We start from the raw sequence: 12,927 nt of genomic DNA, 5'->3' as shown, positions 1-12,927 counted from the left end.
CGGGTGGTGGTCAGGAGCCCCTGCGTGAGCAGGTCGTGGCGCCAGCCGAGCCGGCGCCAGGCGCGAGCGTAGTCGGCCGGACGGCCCGCGGCGACGGCGCTCACCGCGGCGCGTGCCTGGGCCAGGCCGAGCGCGATGCCCTCGCCGGTCAGGGCGTCGACGTAGCCGGCGGCGTCGCCCACGAGGAGCACCCGACCGGCGACCCGTCGGCGGGCGCGCTGACGCAACGGGCCGGCGCCGCGGACGTCGGCCACCTCGTGCGTGCCGAGGCGCTCCGCCAGCAGGGGGAAGTCGCCGAGCAGGTCCTGGAGCGGTCGCCGCTCGTCGGTCAGCACCGCGATGCCGATCCGGCCGTCGCCGACCGGGGTCACGTAGGCCTCGCTGCCCGCGGCCCAGTGCACCTCCACCATCGAGGTCCAGGGCGCCACATCGAGGTGGCAGCGCTGGCCGTAGCGGCGGTGGCCCTCGACGGGGGCGTCCAGGCCGAGCAGCCGGCGCACGGGGGAGTGCAGGCCGTCCGCGGCGATCAGGTGCCGCGTGGGCTCGCCGTCGACGAGGAGGTGATCGCCCCGGTCCTCGACGGTGCGCACGGCACGGGTCTCGGTGGGCACACCCGCCTGCGCGACGGCGCGCGACAACGCCGCGTGCAACGTCGTACGACGGACCCCGCGGCCGGGCCCGTGGCGGAAGGTCGCCTCGGCCTGGCGGTGACCGTCGAGGTAACGGATGCCGGTGATCGGATGCCCCTCCAGGGGGACCCCGAGATCGGTGAGAGCGGCGACCGCGCCGGGCATCAGGCCCTCCCCGCACGCCTTGTCGATCACCCCGGGCCGGGGCTCGACGACGGCGACGTCCAGGCCGGCGCGGGCGGCGTGGAGGGCGGTGGCGAGCCCGACGGGACCACCGCCGGCGACGAGGAGGTCACGCACGGGTCGTGGCCTGCGGCAGCGTGGCGAGGGCCGCGTCCTCGGCGCGGATTCGCACGGTCAGCAGCGCGGCGTTGGCCACGGTGAAGACCAGGGCGGTGATCCACGACGCGTGGATGAGCGGCAGGGCCACCCCCTCCAGGACGACGGCGACGTAGTTGGGGTGACGCAGGAAGCGGTAGGGGCCCCCGGTGACCGGCGCCAGGCCCGGCACGACGATGACGCGGGTGTTCCACCGCTGCCCGAGGGTCGTGATGCACCACCACCGCAGCACCTGGGCGCCGATGGCGACGGCCAGCATCGACCAGGCCAGCAACGGCGCGACGTCGGGGCGGCGCACCCACGCCTCGACGAGCATCGCGACGAGGAAGCCGGAGTGCAGCACGACCATGAACGGGTAGTGCCCTTGCCCGGTCTCGCGGCCGCCCTGCGACAGGCTCCAGGCGGCGTTGCGCTTGCTGACGACGAGCTCCGCCAGGCGCTCGAGGCCGACCAGGGCCACGATGACGGTGAAGGCGAGCAGCGTGGTCACGCCTGCCCCCCGGCAGCGTCGGTCGCCCGCACCAGCACCAGCTCGGAGCAGAAGCCCGGCCCCATGGCCAGGACGATGCCGTGGGTGTCCGGCGCGGGAGGGCGGTCGCGCAGCGTGTCCGCCAGCACGTGCAGGACGGAGGCCGACGAGAGGTTGCCGATGCGGGCCAGGGAGTCCCAGGTGAGCTGGACGGCCTCCCGGGGCACCTCGAGGGCCTCCTCGAGCGCCTCGATCACCTTCGGGCCTCCGGGATGGCACACCCACCAGCCGATGTCGGCGCGGGTCAGGCCGTGGTCGGCGAGGAAGCCGTCGACGTCCTCGCGGATGTAGCGCCCGACGATGGTGGGGACGTTGGCGTCGAGGACGATGCGCAGCCCGCCGTCGCCGACGTCGAAGCCCATCGTGCGCTCGGAGTCGGGGTAGAGCCGGCTGCGGGTGGCGAGCACCTCGACGGGTCCGCCGCGCCCTTCACTGCGCTGGCCTGTGCCGCCTCGCGCGACCACCGCGGCGGCACCGTCGCCGAAGAGCCCGCTCGAGACCAGGTTGGGCACCGAGACGTCGTCGCGCTGCACCGTGAGCGAGCACAGCTCCACGCACACCAGGACCGCCACCTCGTCGGGGTGCCCGACCAGGTAGTCGTGCAGACGCGCGATCCCCGCGGCCCCGGCGACGCACCCCAGCCCCACCAGCGGGACGCGCTTGACGTCGGGGCGCAGGCCGACGACCGAGGCGATCCGCGCGTCCAGGCTGGGGATCGCCAGCCCCGTGACGGTGGCGACGACGACGAGGTCGACGTCGGAGGGGGTGAGATCGGCGGCCTTCAGGGCGTCCACCAGCGCTCGGGAGCCGAGCTCGACCGCGTGCTCGAGGAAGTGGTCGTTGGCCTGGCCGAAGCCCTCCAGGGCGCCGTAGGCCTCCAAGGGGAGCACGAGGCTGCGTTGGTGCACCCCGGCGTTGGCGTGCAGCCGTCGCAGCAGCCGCTCGTCGACGCTGCGCTTCGCGATCACCTCGACGAACGCCTCGGTGATCTCCTGCTGGGGGTAGGTGTGCGGAGGCAGTGCGCCCCTGACCGCGAGGATCTCCATGCGTCGGGCTCCTTCGTCGAGGGCGGGGTGCCCTGGTCACGGTACCCACCGGGCGGCAGGCGCCGCTCGGGCCGACGGTCCGGCCGACGGGCGGCCGCGTCAGCCAGGGGCCGAGGCTGGGACCCAGCGGTCGAGCATGGCCCCGACGTCACGGGGGTGGACGGGCTTGGAGAGGTAGTCGTCCATGCCGGACTCCAGGCAGCGCTGGCGCTCGCCCTCGGTGACGCTGGCCGTCATCGCGATGACCGGCGTGCGCCGGGTCGCGCCCTCACGTCGTCGGATCTCGCGGGTGGCGTCGTAGCCGTCCATCTCGGGTATCTGGCAGTCCATGAGCACCGCACCGAAGGACGACCGCTCCAGCGCCTCGAGAGCCTCGAGCCCGTTGCCGGCGACATCGGTGCTGTAGCCGAGCGACTCCAGGATCCCGACCGCGACCAGCTGGTTGGTGAAGCTGTCCTCGACCACGAGCACGTGGCCGCGAGAGCCAGGCGCGGGCCGGACACGGGCCTGCGGCACGGCCGGACGGGGAGCCCGCTTCGCGCTGAGCACCTCCTCCAACGCCGCAGCCAGCCGTGCCAGGTGGACCGGCTTGGTCAGGCGGGCGCCGATCCCGACACGACGGCCCTCCTCGGCGGTGACGTCGGACCCCGAGGTCAGCAGCACCATGCCGGGGGCGGGTGCGGCACCGGCGGTGACGAGCGCCGCCAGCTCCAGCCCGTCCATCACGGGCATGCACAGGTCCAGCACCACGACGTCGTACGCCGTGCCCGCGGCGCGTGCCTCATCGAGGCGTCGCAGCGCGGTCGCGCCGTCCTCGACCGCGTCGACGTGCATCCCCCAGGCGCCGAGCTGGTCGCCGAGGATCAGCCGGTTGGTCTGGTTGTCGTCGACGACGAGCACGCGCTGCCCGGAGAGCTCGGTCGCCGGCGGGGTGCCGGCGACAGCCTCGTGCGCCAGCGCGAGGGGCAGGGTGAACCAGAAGGTGGAGCCCTGGCCGGGGACGCTCTCGACCCCGATGGTGCCGCCCATCGCGGTGACGAGCTGGCGCGAGATCGCCAGCCCCAGCCCGGTGCCGCCGTACTTGCGCGTGGTGGACGAGTCGGCCTGGGAGAACGGGTCGAAGAGCTGTTCCCGGTCCGCGGGGTCCACCCCGACCCCGGTGTCGGTCACCTCGAAGCGCACGACCACCCCGCCGTCGGTCCTGTCGTCGAGCTGGGCGCGGATGACGACCTCGCCCGCCGCGGTGAACTTCACGGCGTTCGACGCCAGGTTGAGCAGCACCTGGCGGATGCGCGAGGGATCGCCGCGCAGGCTGCCGGGCAGCTCGGGCGACGAGTAGGCCAGGAGCTCGAGGTTCTTGGCACGGGCCGGCTCGGCCACCAGCTCGGCTGCCTCCTCGACCACCTGCACCAGGTCGAAGTCGAGGGTCTCGAGCTGGAGCTTGCCGGCCTCGACCTTGGAGAAGTCGAGGATGTCGTTGATCAGGCTGAGCAGTGCTTCACCCGCACCCCGGACACCCTCGGCGTACTGACGCTGGCGCTCGTCGAGCTCCGTCGTCAGCAGCAGCCCGGTCAGGCCGATTACGCCGTTCATGGGGGTGCGGATCTCGTGGCTCATCGTCGCGAGGAACGCCGACTTGGCGCGGGACCCGTCGAGCGCGGCGTCGCGGGACGCCTCCAGCTCGCGCTCGACGAGCTTGCGCGCGGAGATGTCGGCCAAGGAGACCGCGATGCCCTGCACGTCGGGATCGGCGGTCAGGTCGACCAGCCGGGCGCTGATCCAGCGCTCGGCGCCCGATGCGGGGTGCACCCTCAGCTCCGCGGTGACCGGGCGACCCGGTCGGCGCAGCGCCTCCTGGAGCAGGTCCTCGAGGACCGGGAGGTCGGCGGGATCGACCAGCTCGGTCCAGTGCAGGTCGGCGGGCAGGGACGCGAGGCCGACGAGCCGGGCCAGGTGGGGGGACTGGCGCACGACGGCGCCATCTGCGTCGACGACCAGCACGGCGTCGGAGGAGTTGTCGGTCAGCCGCTCGTAGAGGCGCCGGTTGCGACGGACCAGGTCACGCGCGTGGCGCTCGGAGCCGAGCAGCCGGGACGTGCGCACGAAGGCGAGCCCCAGGAGCAGCACCATGCCCGTCGCGAGCAGCGCCGGGCTGCCCCTGTCGCCTCGTGCGGCGCTGAGCACCTCGAGCGCAGGAGGGACGAGGAGCGGCACGATGGCGATGCCGAGCCGCCACTGGTCCCGGCCTGGATCCTGCTCCTCCTCGTCGAGCGCCTCGACGACCACCGTCGAGCGGCGGAAGGCGGCCAGGGCCATCAGCAGGGCGCCGACCATCCAACCCACGTCGAGCACGCCGGACACGAAGCCCTCCACCGGGAGCAGGAGGTAACCGAGGTCGGAGGCCAGCCAGCACGCGACCCCGACGGCGAAGGAGAGCCCGATCGCGGAGCGTGAGCGCGGTGTCAGCAGGGCGCGCACGACCAGTGCCAGCAGCACCGCGTCGGCGATCGGGTAGGCCGCCCAGACCACGCGCGTCGCGGCAGAGACCGAGGTGTCGGCGACGATCGCGGTGATCGACACGCTCCAGAACACCAGGACGCTGACGACCACGATGGTGAGGGCATCGATGATGGCGTCGCCGTCGACGTGCCGGTCACCGGTGCGGGTGCGGACCAGGGTGATGACGAAGAGCGCGGCGCCGAGGCCGGCATAGCTGGCGAGGTAGGGGATGTCCGCGACAGAGACGTCCGGCTCCGTGCTGGTCCAGGTGATGGCCAGCCAGATCAGGTCGCCGACGGCAGACAGGGTCAGGCCGGTGGCGATGAGGGTCGGCACCAGACGCTCCGAGCCCGGTGCTCGCCGGGCGCCGAGCCAGGCGAGGCCGCTCGCCGCGCAGACCGCGACCAGGTAGGTGCCGTCGCCGACGACACCGGTCGGGACCGCGAGATGGACGGCGACCAGCAGGACGGTCAGCGCCGCTGTCCAGGCCAGACGGTGATCCACCCGAGGGACCTTCGCGACCGACTCGACTGCCATGTCCACCTTCTGCTCGCCGGGTGCAGGCGATGACCCGCCCCATCGGCGACGCCCCACGACGCATCCTGTCACGTCGGTCGTGCCCCCGTGCGGGTACGCCGAACGCCTGACAGCCGATCCACAGGTTCACGCTCGGTCCCGCTCAGGTCCCCCCACGAGGATCAGGTCATGACCACGACCCCCGTCCGCCCCACCCCGGCACCGGCGCCCGCACACCGGCCGCGCGTCCGACCGCTCGGCGCTCGTGCGCGTCGGGACGCCGTCGTACGCGTGGCTGCCGGCTCGCTGCTGTGGCTCAGCCTGCTGCTGGTGACCTACTGGTGGGTGGCAGGGGGAGGCGTGCAGGACCTCGGCGGCCTCGCGACCGGGCTGACCTCGGTAGGTCGGATCAGCGCCCTGGTGGCCTCCGCCCTGCTGCTGGTGCAGGTGGTCCTGATGGCCCGGGTGCCGCTGCTGGAGCAGGCCTTCGGTCAGGACCGCCTCGCGGCCCAGCACCGGGTCGTCGGCTTCACCTCCTTCAACCTCATGCTGGTGCACATCGCTTTCATCACCTGGGGCTATGCCGCAGGGCGCCTCGGAGACGCTCCGGGCACGCTGTGGGACCTCACGATCGACTATCCCGGCATGCTGCTCGCTGCGGCCGGCACGCTGTGCCTGGTCATGGTGGTCGTCACCAGCGCCCGGGCGGCGCGCAGGCGGCTGCGCTACGAGTCGTGGCACCTGATCCACCTCTACGCCTACCTCGGGGTCGGCCTCGCCCTCCCGCACCAGCTGTGGACCGGCCAGGAGTTCCTGGTCTCGCCCGCCGCCACCGTCTTCTGGTGGTCCGCGTGGGCACTGGCCGCCGGCACCGTCCTCGTGTGGCGCGTCGCGCTGCCGCTGTGGCGCACGCTGCACCACGAGCTGCGGGTCACCTCGGTGGTCCGCGAGGCCGAGGGCGTCGTGTCGGTCCACGTCACCGGCCATCGGCTCGATCGGCTGCACGCCGAGGCCGGGCAGTTCTTCAACTGGCGCTTCCACGGTCGTGAGGGCTGGACCCGCGCCAACCCCTACTCGCTCTCGGCCGCCCCGGACGGTCGCGGCCTGCGCATCACCGTCAAGGACGCGGGCGACGGCAGTGCCGCTGCGGCCGTCCTCCGCCCGGGCACCCGGGTGCTGGTCGAGGGTCCCTATGGACGCCTCAGCCCGCGCGCCCGCAGCCGCGACAAGATCGCGCTGATCGGCGCCGGCGTCGGCATCACCCCGCTGCGTGCCCTCGCGGAGGGGCTGGCCTACCGACCGGGTGACGCCGTGCTCCTGCAGCGCTTCGGCACCGAGCCGCTCTTCGTGACGGAGCTCGACCAGCTGGCCCGGGAGCGCGGCCTGCACGTCGTGCACCTTCCCGGTCGACGTCGCGCGGCGGACTCGTGGTTGGGCGACGGCATGGGCCGGCACACCGACGTCAGCGCCCTGCTCGTGTGGGTCCCCGACCTGGCCGACCGCGACGTCTACGTCTGCGGGCCGTCGCCCTGGACCGACGCCGTACGCCGCACCGCCCTCGCAGCCGGGCTCCCGCCCGAGCAGCTCCACGTCGAGAACTTCGGATGGTGACCAGATGAGACGCATCACGCTGTGGGTCCTGAGCACGATCACGACGCTCGTCCTGCTCTTCGGCTACCACACCTCCACCTCCGGAGCGCTGACCGCAGCGTCGGGCACCGGCCAGGCCGTCATCTCGGCCTCGGTCGGGACCGGCTCCACGTCGTCCCGGACCGTGACCGGGGACGCCGTCGACACGAGGTACGGCCCGGTCCAGGTCCAGGTGACCGTCGACGCCGGAGCGCTCACCGAGGTCTCGGTGCTGCAGTACCCGTCGGGCAACCACGAGGACGAGCAGATCAACGGCTATGCCCTGCCGATCCTCGTCGACGAGACCATCTCCGCCCAGAGCGCCCAGATCGACATGGTCAGCGGCGCGACCTACACCAGCGAGGGCTACCTCCAGTCGCTGCAGAGCGCTCTCGACCAGGCCGTACTGTGAGTGCGGTGTCCGCAGCACCCAGCACCTCGCGCTTCGTCGAGCACGTCATGGGGATGCCGATCAGCCTCGCCCTCCGCGGCCGCCACACCGACGACGCCGATGCCCGGGGCGCCTGGGCGGAGGCCATGGCCGCGCTCCACGACGCCGACCGGGTGTTCAGCCCCTACCGCGAGGACTCCTTCGTCTCCCGGCTCGGCCGCGACGAGGTGTCCCTCGAGGAGTGCCCGACCGAGGTCGCCGACGTGCTGGAGCTCGGGGAGCAGGGCCGGCAGCAGTCCGACGGCGCCTTCGACGTGCGACGCGGTGGCGTCCTCGACCCGAGCGGCGTGGTGAAGGGGTGGGCCGTCGACCGTGCGGCGCTGGCCCTGCGCCGGCTGGACAACACCGACTTCTGCCTCTCCGCCGGGGGCGACATGGTGTGCCACACCGAGACCGCCGCCGCAGCGCCGTGGTGGATCGGCATCGAGGACCCGCTGCGACCCGACCGCGTCGTCGCGCGCGTCCCCGTGTGGAACGGCGCCGTCGCCACCTCCGGCCTCGCGCACCGGGGTGAGCACGTCGTCGACGCCCGCTCGGGCGAGGTGCCCGGCTCCGTGGCGTCGGTGACCGTCGTCGGCGACGACCTCACCTGGGTCGACATCGAGGCCACCGCCGCGTTCGCCCACGGTCCCGACGCCCTGCGCTGGCTCGAGACGCGGCGCGGCCGCACCGGGGTGGTCGTGTGGGTCGACGGCCGCGTGGAGACGTTCGGCCACCGCTGATCCGTCAGAGGACGTGCTGGCCGTACATCTCCCCGAGCGGGTCGGAGATCAGCTCGATGCGCGCCCCGTCGGGGTCGCGGAAGTAGACCGAGACACCGCTGTGGACCTCGTGGTCGACCCCGGCCTCGGTGAGCCGGGCGACCAGCTCGTCCCAGCGCGCCGGCTCCACGGAGATGGCCAGGTGGTGCAGCCCACCGAGCACCTCGGCGTAGGGACCGACCTCGAGCCCGGGGAAGTCGAAGAACGCCAGCAGGTTGCCGTGGCCGATGTCGAAGAAGAAGTGCGACGACCCCGGGTAGTCCCGGTTGTCGATCAGCTCGGTGAGCGGGAAGCCGAGCACGTCCTGGTAGAAGCGCACGGTGGTCTCGACGTCGCTGCTGATCAGCGCGGTGTGGTGCAGTCCGCGCGCGGTCGAGGCGGGCCGCGAGTCCGCCGGGTGCAGGTGCTCCGTGCGGATGCGGTCGCGGGTCGCCTCGATCGCGGCGAGGTCGGGGGTGCTCTCGGTCATGGGGTCCTCGGCTCTCGTGGTTGACAGGGGTGGAGCAGGGTCAGGCGGCCAGCGTGGCGTGCATCTCCCACACCAGGACCTCCGAGGCCTCGGCCGCGGTCACGCGCTGACCGCCGCTGGCCGTGAACCGTACGGCGTCGCCGGCCCCCAGCGATCCGGCGCCCTCGAGCGACACCGCGCCGCGACCGACGAACAGGTGCAGGAACGGCGACTCGGGCAGCTCGACGCTCTGGCCGGGCTCCAGCCGGGCGACGTGCAGCGCGGCGTACTTGTTGCGGATGCGGATCGCGGCGGCCCCCTCGTGCTTGGCCATCCCCGATGCGACGGGCACCAGCGAGCCGCTCATCAGCTCGTGGTCGATCTCGAGCTGCTCGTAGCCAGGCACGATCCCGCTCTCGTCGGGCACGACCCACATCTGCACGAAGTGCACCGGGTCGCTGTGCGTGTCGCCCTCGAGCCGCCACGAGTCGTTCTTCTCCGAGTGCAGGATCCCGCGTCCGGCGCTCATGCGCTGGGCGAGGCCGGGGTAGATGATGCCGTTGTGGCCCGTCGAGTCCTGGTGGACCAGCGAGCCCTGCATCACCCAGGTGACGATCTCCATGTCCCGGTGGGGGTGGGTGTCGAAGCCCGTGCCCGCGGCGACGATGTCGTCGTTGTTGACCAGCAGCAGCCCGTGGTGGGTGTTGGCGGGGTCGTGGTGCTGACCGAAGGAGAAGGAGTGCTTCGAGTCGAGCCAGCCGTAGGTGGAGGTGTAGCGGTCCTCGCTGCGGCGGACGTCGACCTGGGGGGTCAGCTCGATGGTCATGGCGGTCTCCTCACCTCACGCGAGCCACCCGATCGGGCCATCCGTTGGGGGACGTGTCACGTTGATGATCATGCCAACTTACGTGACATGTCAACTATTCCCGGTAAGGTGGGGGTATGACCACCCAGACGAGCACTCCCTGGCTCACCGACACCGAGCAGCAGACCTGGCGCCGGTGGCTGGCGCTCAACGCCCAGCTCCCGGCGCTGCTCCATCGCGAGCTCCAGCGGGACTCGGAGCTCTCGTTGCCGGACTTCGACGTGCTGGTGCAGCTCACCGACGACGACCGAGGTCGCGTGCGGATCGCGCAGCTCGCCGAGGCCCTGCAGTGGGAGCGTAGTCGTCTCTCGCACCACGTGACGCGCATGGCGCGCCGCGGCCTGGTCGAGAAGGAGGACTGCCTCGACGACGGACGAGGCTCCTTCGTCGTCCTCACCGCCGTCGGTCGGGCGGCCATCGAGCAGGCGGCACCGGCCCACGTGCGCACGGTGCGCCGAGCCGTCTTCGACGCGCTCTCCGACGAGGAGGTCGTGCTGCTCGGCGAGATGACCGAGAAGGTCCTCGCCCGCCTCGGCTCCTGAGGTCCGACCTACGTCGCGACGGAGGTGGGACCCGCCCCGTCGGCCGGCGTGCTGAAGAAGAAGGTGGTCAGCGTGTAGCCGGCGTGGTTGAGCAGGGTCGCCAAGGCGGTGTCGGCCGGTGGTTGCGGGACGACCGAGACCCGCGCGCCGCGACGGGCCGCCGACTGCTCGACCCGGCGGAGCGCCTCCGGCGAGACGACCGACGTCACGAGCAGGACCGGGCCGCCGGGGTCGTAGACCGGAGGCGCGGGCACGAGCCGCCCCTCGGCACCCTCGACCGAGACGGACTTGTCCTCGGAGACCACGTTGAGCCCGGTGAAGGGCTCGAGGTCGCGGTGCCACCAGATGTCGTCCGGCTCCAGGCCCAGGTCGAGCGCCGCGTCGAGCCGCTCGCTCTCGAAGCCGGGCACCACGAACCGGATCGGGCCGAGGGCGCTGGCGTGACGCAGGAGAGCGACCCCTTCGCTCGCCCAGTGCTCCGCGGGCTCGACGGCCATGTCGTCGACGAGCAGGTAGGGCCCGGGGTTCATGCCGATCAGGAAGCCGTGCTCGCTGCGCACGCTCAGCGTGGCCGCGTCGTCGATCAGGTGCGAGAGGAACGCCCGGTGTCGCTCGGTCGCGTCCGCGGCGGCGCGCCAGAAGCGCGGCGCGTGGCCCTCGAGCCGCTCCCGTCTCGTGCGCGTCAGGTCGACCGCCCAGTCGAGGTCGGCCTGCGTCAGTGGACGAACGTCGGAGGCGCTCACGCCTCGACGACGAGGTCCTCGTCGGACCAGAACGCTCGCATGCTGGTGATCAGGCCGTCGTCGTCGAAGGTCATGACCTCGAGGGGTGCCATCGCGTACTTCATGTCCCCAGTGTCGGTCACGACCTCGAAGTGGAACGCAGCGTGTCCCGCACAGGTGCGCAACGTCACGAGCTTCGTCGTCATCGAGAGGCCGTCCAGGCCGGCGTAGAAGGCCCCGATCGCCTCGCGGCCACGCAGCACCGCGCTGCCGACCGGGTCCTCGAGCGTCGCGTCCGGGGCGAAGAGCGCCACGATGTCGGTCGACGTCCCGTCCGCCACCAGGTGGAGGTAGCGCTGGACCGTCGTGCGGATGTCTGCGTTGGAGGCGACCATGGCGTCATTCTGTAACACGTTCTAGTTTCCTGTCACGTCCTAGGGTCTGGCCGTGGCTGCGCGTCCCGAGACCTACCGTGCCCCGATGCGCTCGCGCCTCGACGAGGTCGACCCCGCGCTGGCCGTGGAGCGGGGGCTCACCTCGGGGTTGGTCGGCATGGGCGGGCGGCTGCCCCGCGCGCCGGTCTCGCGCAGCGACGCCTTGCGCCTGATGGACACGACCTACGACGAGCGGACCGCCCGGAGGCTCGAGCGCTTCATGGACGTGCCGGCGGGCTCGCACGTGTGGACCCGGGACCCGGATGGCGCGTTGCGTCGCGGCGTGGTCGACGGACCGTGGTCCTACGACGGGTCCGGCGAGGCCGTCGCCGCCGACCTGGTCCATGTGCGCGCCTGCACCTGGGACGACGAGGTGCTGGCCGAGCACCAGGCACCGGCAGCCGTGGCGGCAGCCTTTCGTCGCGGCGGCCGCAACTTCCAGGCGATCGGCGCCCTCAGGCCAGGTCGGGGTGCGCCCGACCGGCGACGAGCGGCAGGTCGACGTAGGTCCTGACACCGGTCGGTGCCGCGACGACGTAGGGGATCGAGTTGACGCAGTGCATCGCGGTGACCACGACCCCGGGATTGCGCACGAGGCCCTCGGCGATCGTGTCGGGCTGCCAGCCCTTGATGGTGACGAAGGTGTCGGGGTCGCCTCGCACCTCGACCTCGAAGCGCTCACCCTCGGCGCCGAAGTCCCAGGCGGGCTCCAGGTGCTGCTCGCCCATCAGCCAGTTGACCGCGACGCGCACGACGACCTGGTCACGCACCACGCCTTCCCAGACGAAGCGCTGGCCGGCGACGCGGCCGGGCTCGATGACGCCGATGGGGGAGTCGATGGGGGCGGTCGCCACCGCCAGGTCCAGGGTCGAGCGGATCTCGGCGTCGGCCGAGAAGCCGAGCACGTCGAGGCACATCTGCACCGAGCGCGCGAAGCCGGCGGACAGCAGCTCCAGCATCGGACCGGACCGCGCCTCGTCGGGGGTGCCGCCGAAGCACATGACGTGCCGCACGACGTCAGGGGCGTCGTAGGTGCGGATGTCGGAGAACTCCTCGCCGCGCACGTAGGTGACGGCCGAGGACAACGAGGAGAACATCAGCGGGTGCAGGTCGGGGACGCCGCCGGGGTTGACGCCGGTGCCGTGCAGGCTGACCCCACCCTCCGCGCAGGCCGCCTCGAGGTGGACCCGCTGGCGCTCGCCGGGATAGATCCACCCGACCGGCGTCACGACGTTCTTGCCCGAGCGCAGGATCCGGGACACCTCCCGGGGGTCGCCCACCAGGGGCGTGTAGACGACGCAGTCGGCGTCCATGGCCAGGATCTCGTCGACGTCGGTGGTGGCGAGGACCCCGATCGGCCCCTGCCCCACGATCTCGCCCACGTCGACGCCGTGCTTGGCGTCGGAGTGGACGTAGCAGCCGACGAGCTCGAGGTCGGGGTGCAGCAGGACGCCCTCGACGGCGGCGCGACCCACACCGCCCGTGGCCCACTGGATGACGCGCAGGGGCACGGGCAT

General features: G+C 72.5%; 14 protein-coding genes. 5 read left to right on the top strand and 9 right to left on the bottom strand.

Going from position 1 to position 12,927, the window contains the following annotated elements; translation table 11 throughout:
* The 4 genes from AAG827_RS15995 to AAG827_RS15980 form a co-directional block, all read right to left on the bottom strand.
* Positions 1-929: NAD(P)/FAD-dependent oxidoreductase (locus AAG827_RS15995; RefSeq protein WP_341927150.1), on the bottom strand; the 929-nt coding region annotated here is incomplete at its 3' end.
* On the bottom strand, positions 922-1,458 hold the full coding sequence (locus tag AAG827_RS15990; RefSeq protein ID WP_341927149.1) for an isoprenylcysteine carboxylmethyltransferase family protein: 537 nt from the start codon (positions 1,456-1,458) through the stop codon (positions 922-924). The genes AAG827_RS15995 and AAG827_RS15990, both read right to left, overlap by 8 nt.
* Positions 1,455-2,543, bottom strand: coding sequence for a 3-oxoacyl-[acyl-carrier-protein] synthase III C-terminal domain-containing protein (locus AAG827_RS15985; protein ID WP_341927148.1), 1,089 nt, complete (start codon positions 2,541-2,543; stop codon positions 1,455-1,457). The genes AAG827_RS15990 and AAG827_RS15985 overlap by 4 nt, the downstream gene beginning before the upstream one ends.
* Before the next feature lie 99 nt (positions 2,544-2,642).
* Positions 2,643-5,579, bottom strand: a complete 2,937-nt coding sequence (locus AAG827_RS15980; RefSeq protein ID WP_341927147.1) for a response regulator — start codon at positions 5,577-5,579, stop codon at positions 2,643-2,645.
* A 168-nt stretch (positions 5,580-5,747) separates the two neighbouring features.
* On the opposite strand from AAG827_RS15980, the gene AAG827_RS15975 reads away from it, so the two are divergent.
* Genes AAG827_RS15975 through AAG827_RS15965 form a run of 3 tightly spaced genes read left to right on the top strand, consistent with a single transcriptional unit; the run spans position 5,748 to position 8,360 of the window.
* Positions 5,748-7,169, top strand: a complete 1,422-nt coding sequence (locus tag AAG827_RS15975) for a ferredoxin reductase family protein (RefSeq protein WP_341927146.1) — start codon at positions 5,748-5,750, stop codon at positions 7,167-7,169.
* 4 nt (positions 7,170-7,173) lie between these two features.
* Complete coding sequence (locus AAG827_RS15970) at positions 7,174-7,599, top strand: FMN-binding protein (RefSeq protein ID WP_341927145.1); 426 nt, start codon at positions 7,174-7,176, stop codon at positions 7,597-7,599.
* Positions 7,600-7,604: 5 nt separating this feature from the next.
* Positions 7,605-8,360, top strand: a complete 756-nt coding sequence (locus tag AAG827_RS15965) for an FAD:protein FMN transferase (RefSeq protein ID WP_341927144.1) — start codon at positions 7,605-7,607, stop codon at positions 8,358-8,360.
* 4 nt (positions 8,361-8,364) lie between these two features.
* Here the strand turns inward: AAG827_RS15965 and AAG827_RS15960 are convergent, their stop codons facing one another.
* Both AAG827_RS15960 and AAG827_RS15955 read right to left on the bottom strand, forming a co-directional pair.
* Positions 8,365-8,868 (bottom strand): VOC family protein, encoded by a 504-nt coding sequence (locus AAG827_RS15960; RefSeq protein WP_341927143.1) that lies wholly within the window; start codon positions 8,866-8,868, stop codon positions 8,365-8,367.
* Positions 8,869-8,908: 40 nt separating this feature from the next.
* Positions 8,909-9,673, bottom strand: coding sequence for a pirin family protein (locus AAG827_RS15955; protein ID WP_341927142.1), 765 nt, complete (start codon positions 9,671-9,673; stop codon positions 8,909-8,911).
* Between the two features lie 116 nt (positions 9,674-9,789).
* Between AAG827_RS15955 and AAG827_RS15950 the strand changes: the two genes are divergently transcribed.
* Positions 9,790-10,254: a MarR family transcriptional regulator gene (locus AAG827_RS15950; protein ID WP_341927141.1), complete on the top strand. Its 465-nt coding sequence runs from the start codon at positions 9,790-9,792 to the stop codon at positions 10,252-10,254.
* Between the two features lie 8 nt (positions 10,255-10,262).
* On the opposite strand, the gene AAG827_RS15945 is transcribed toward AAG827_RS15950, so the two are convergent.
* Together AAG827_RS15945 and AAG827_RS15940 are read right to left on the bottom strand one after the other, a co-directional pair.
* Positions 10,263-10,997 carry a hypothetical protein gene (locus tag AAG827_RS15945; protein ID WP_341927140.1) on the bottom strand — a complete coding sequence of 245 codons (735 nt, stop codon included), beginning with the start codon at positions 10,995-10,997 and terminating at the stop codon, positions 10,263-10,265.
* Positions 10,994-11,371: a nuclear transport factor 2 family protein gene (locus AAG827_RS15940; protein WP_341927139.1), complete on the bottom strand. Its 378-nt coding sequence runs from the start codon at positions 11,369-11,371 to the stop codon at positions 10,994-10,996. The genes AAG827_RS15945 and AAG827_RS15940 overlap by 4 nt, the downstream gene beginning before the upstream one ends.
* Before the next feature lie 52 nt (positions 11,372-11,423).
* On the opposite strand from AAG827_RS15940, the gene AAG827_RS15935 reads away from it, so the two are divergent.
* Entirely contained in the window at positions 11,424-11,924 is a 501-nt protein-coding gene (locus AAG827_RS15935; protein WP_341927138.1) for a GAF domain-containing protein, read from the top strand.
* On the opposite strand, the gene AAG827_RS15930 is transcribed toward AAG827_RS15935, so the two are convergent.
* Entirely contained in the window at positions 11,866-12,927 is a 1,062-nt protein-coding gene (locus tag AAG827_RS15930; RefSeq protein WP_341927137.1) for a hypothetical protein, read from the bottom strand. The two genes, AAG827_RS15935 and AAG827_RS15930, sit on opposite strands and share 59 nt — an antisense overlap.

It is taken from the genome of Nocardioides psychrotolerans (assembly GCF_943371775.1).
GTDB lineage: Bacteria > Actinomycetota > Actinomycetes > Propionibacteriales > Nocardioidaceae > Nocardioides > Nocardioides psychrotolerans_A.
The sequence above is the reverse complement of the archived record's forward strand: the minus strand, read 5'-3'. Positions and strand labels throughout refer to the sequence as shown.

Coding starts and splice junctions, on each gene's coding strand:
- AAG827_RS15985 (WP_341927148.1), bottom strand. CDS start 2,543: ATGGAGATCCTCGCGGTCAGGGGCGCACTGCCTCCGCACACCTACCCC.
- AAG827_RS15980 (WP_341927147.1), bottom strand. CDS start 5,579: ATGGCAGTCGAGTCGGTCGCGAAGGTCCCTCGGGTGGATCACCGTCTG.
- AAG827_RS15975 (WP_341927146.1), top strand. CDS start 5,748: ATGACCACGACCCCCGTCCGCCCCACCCCGGCACCGGCGCCCGCACAC.
- AAG827_RS15970 (WP_341927145.1), top strand. CDS start 7,174: ATGAGACGCATCACGCTGTGGGTCCTGAGCACGATCACGACGCTCGTC.
- AAG827_RS15960 (WP_341927143.1), bottom strand. CDS start 8,868: ATGACCGAGAGCACCCCCGACCTCGCCGCGATCGAGGCGACCCGCGAC.
- AAG827_RS15955 (WP_341927142.1), bottom strand. CDS start 9,673: ATGACCATCGAGCTGACCCCCCAGGTCGACGTCCGCCGCAGCGAGGAC.
- AAG827_RS15950 (WP_341927141.1), top strand. CDS start 9,790: ATGACCACCCAGACGAGCACTCCCTGGCTCACCGACACCGAGCAGCAG.
- AAG827_RS15940 (WP_341927139.1), bottom strand. CDS start 11,371: ATGGTCGCCTCCAACGCAGACATCCGCACGACGGTCCAGCGCTACCTC.
- AAG827_RS15930 (WP_341927137.1), bottom strand. CDS start 12,927: ATGCCCGTGCCCCTGCGCGTCATCCAGTGGGCCACGGGCGGTGTGGGT.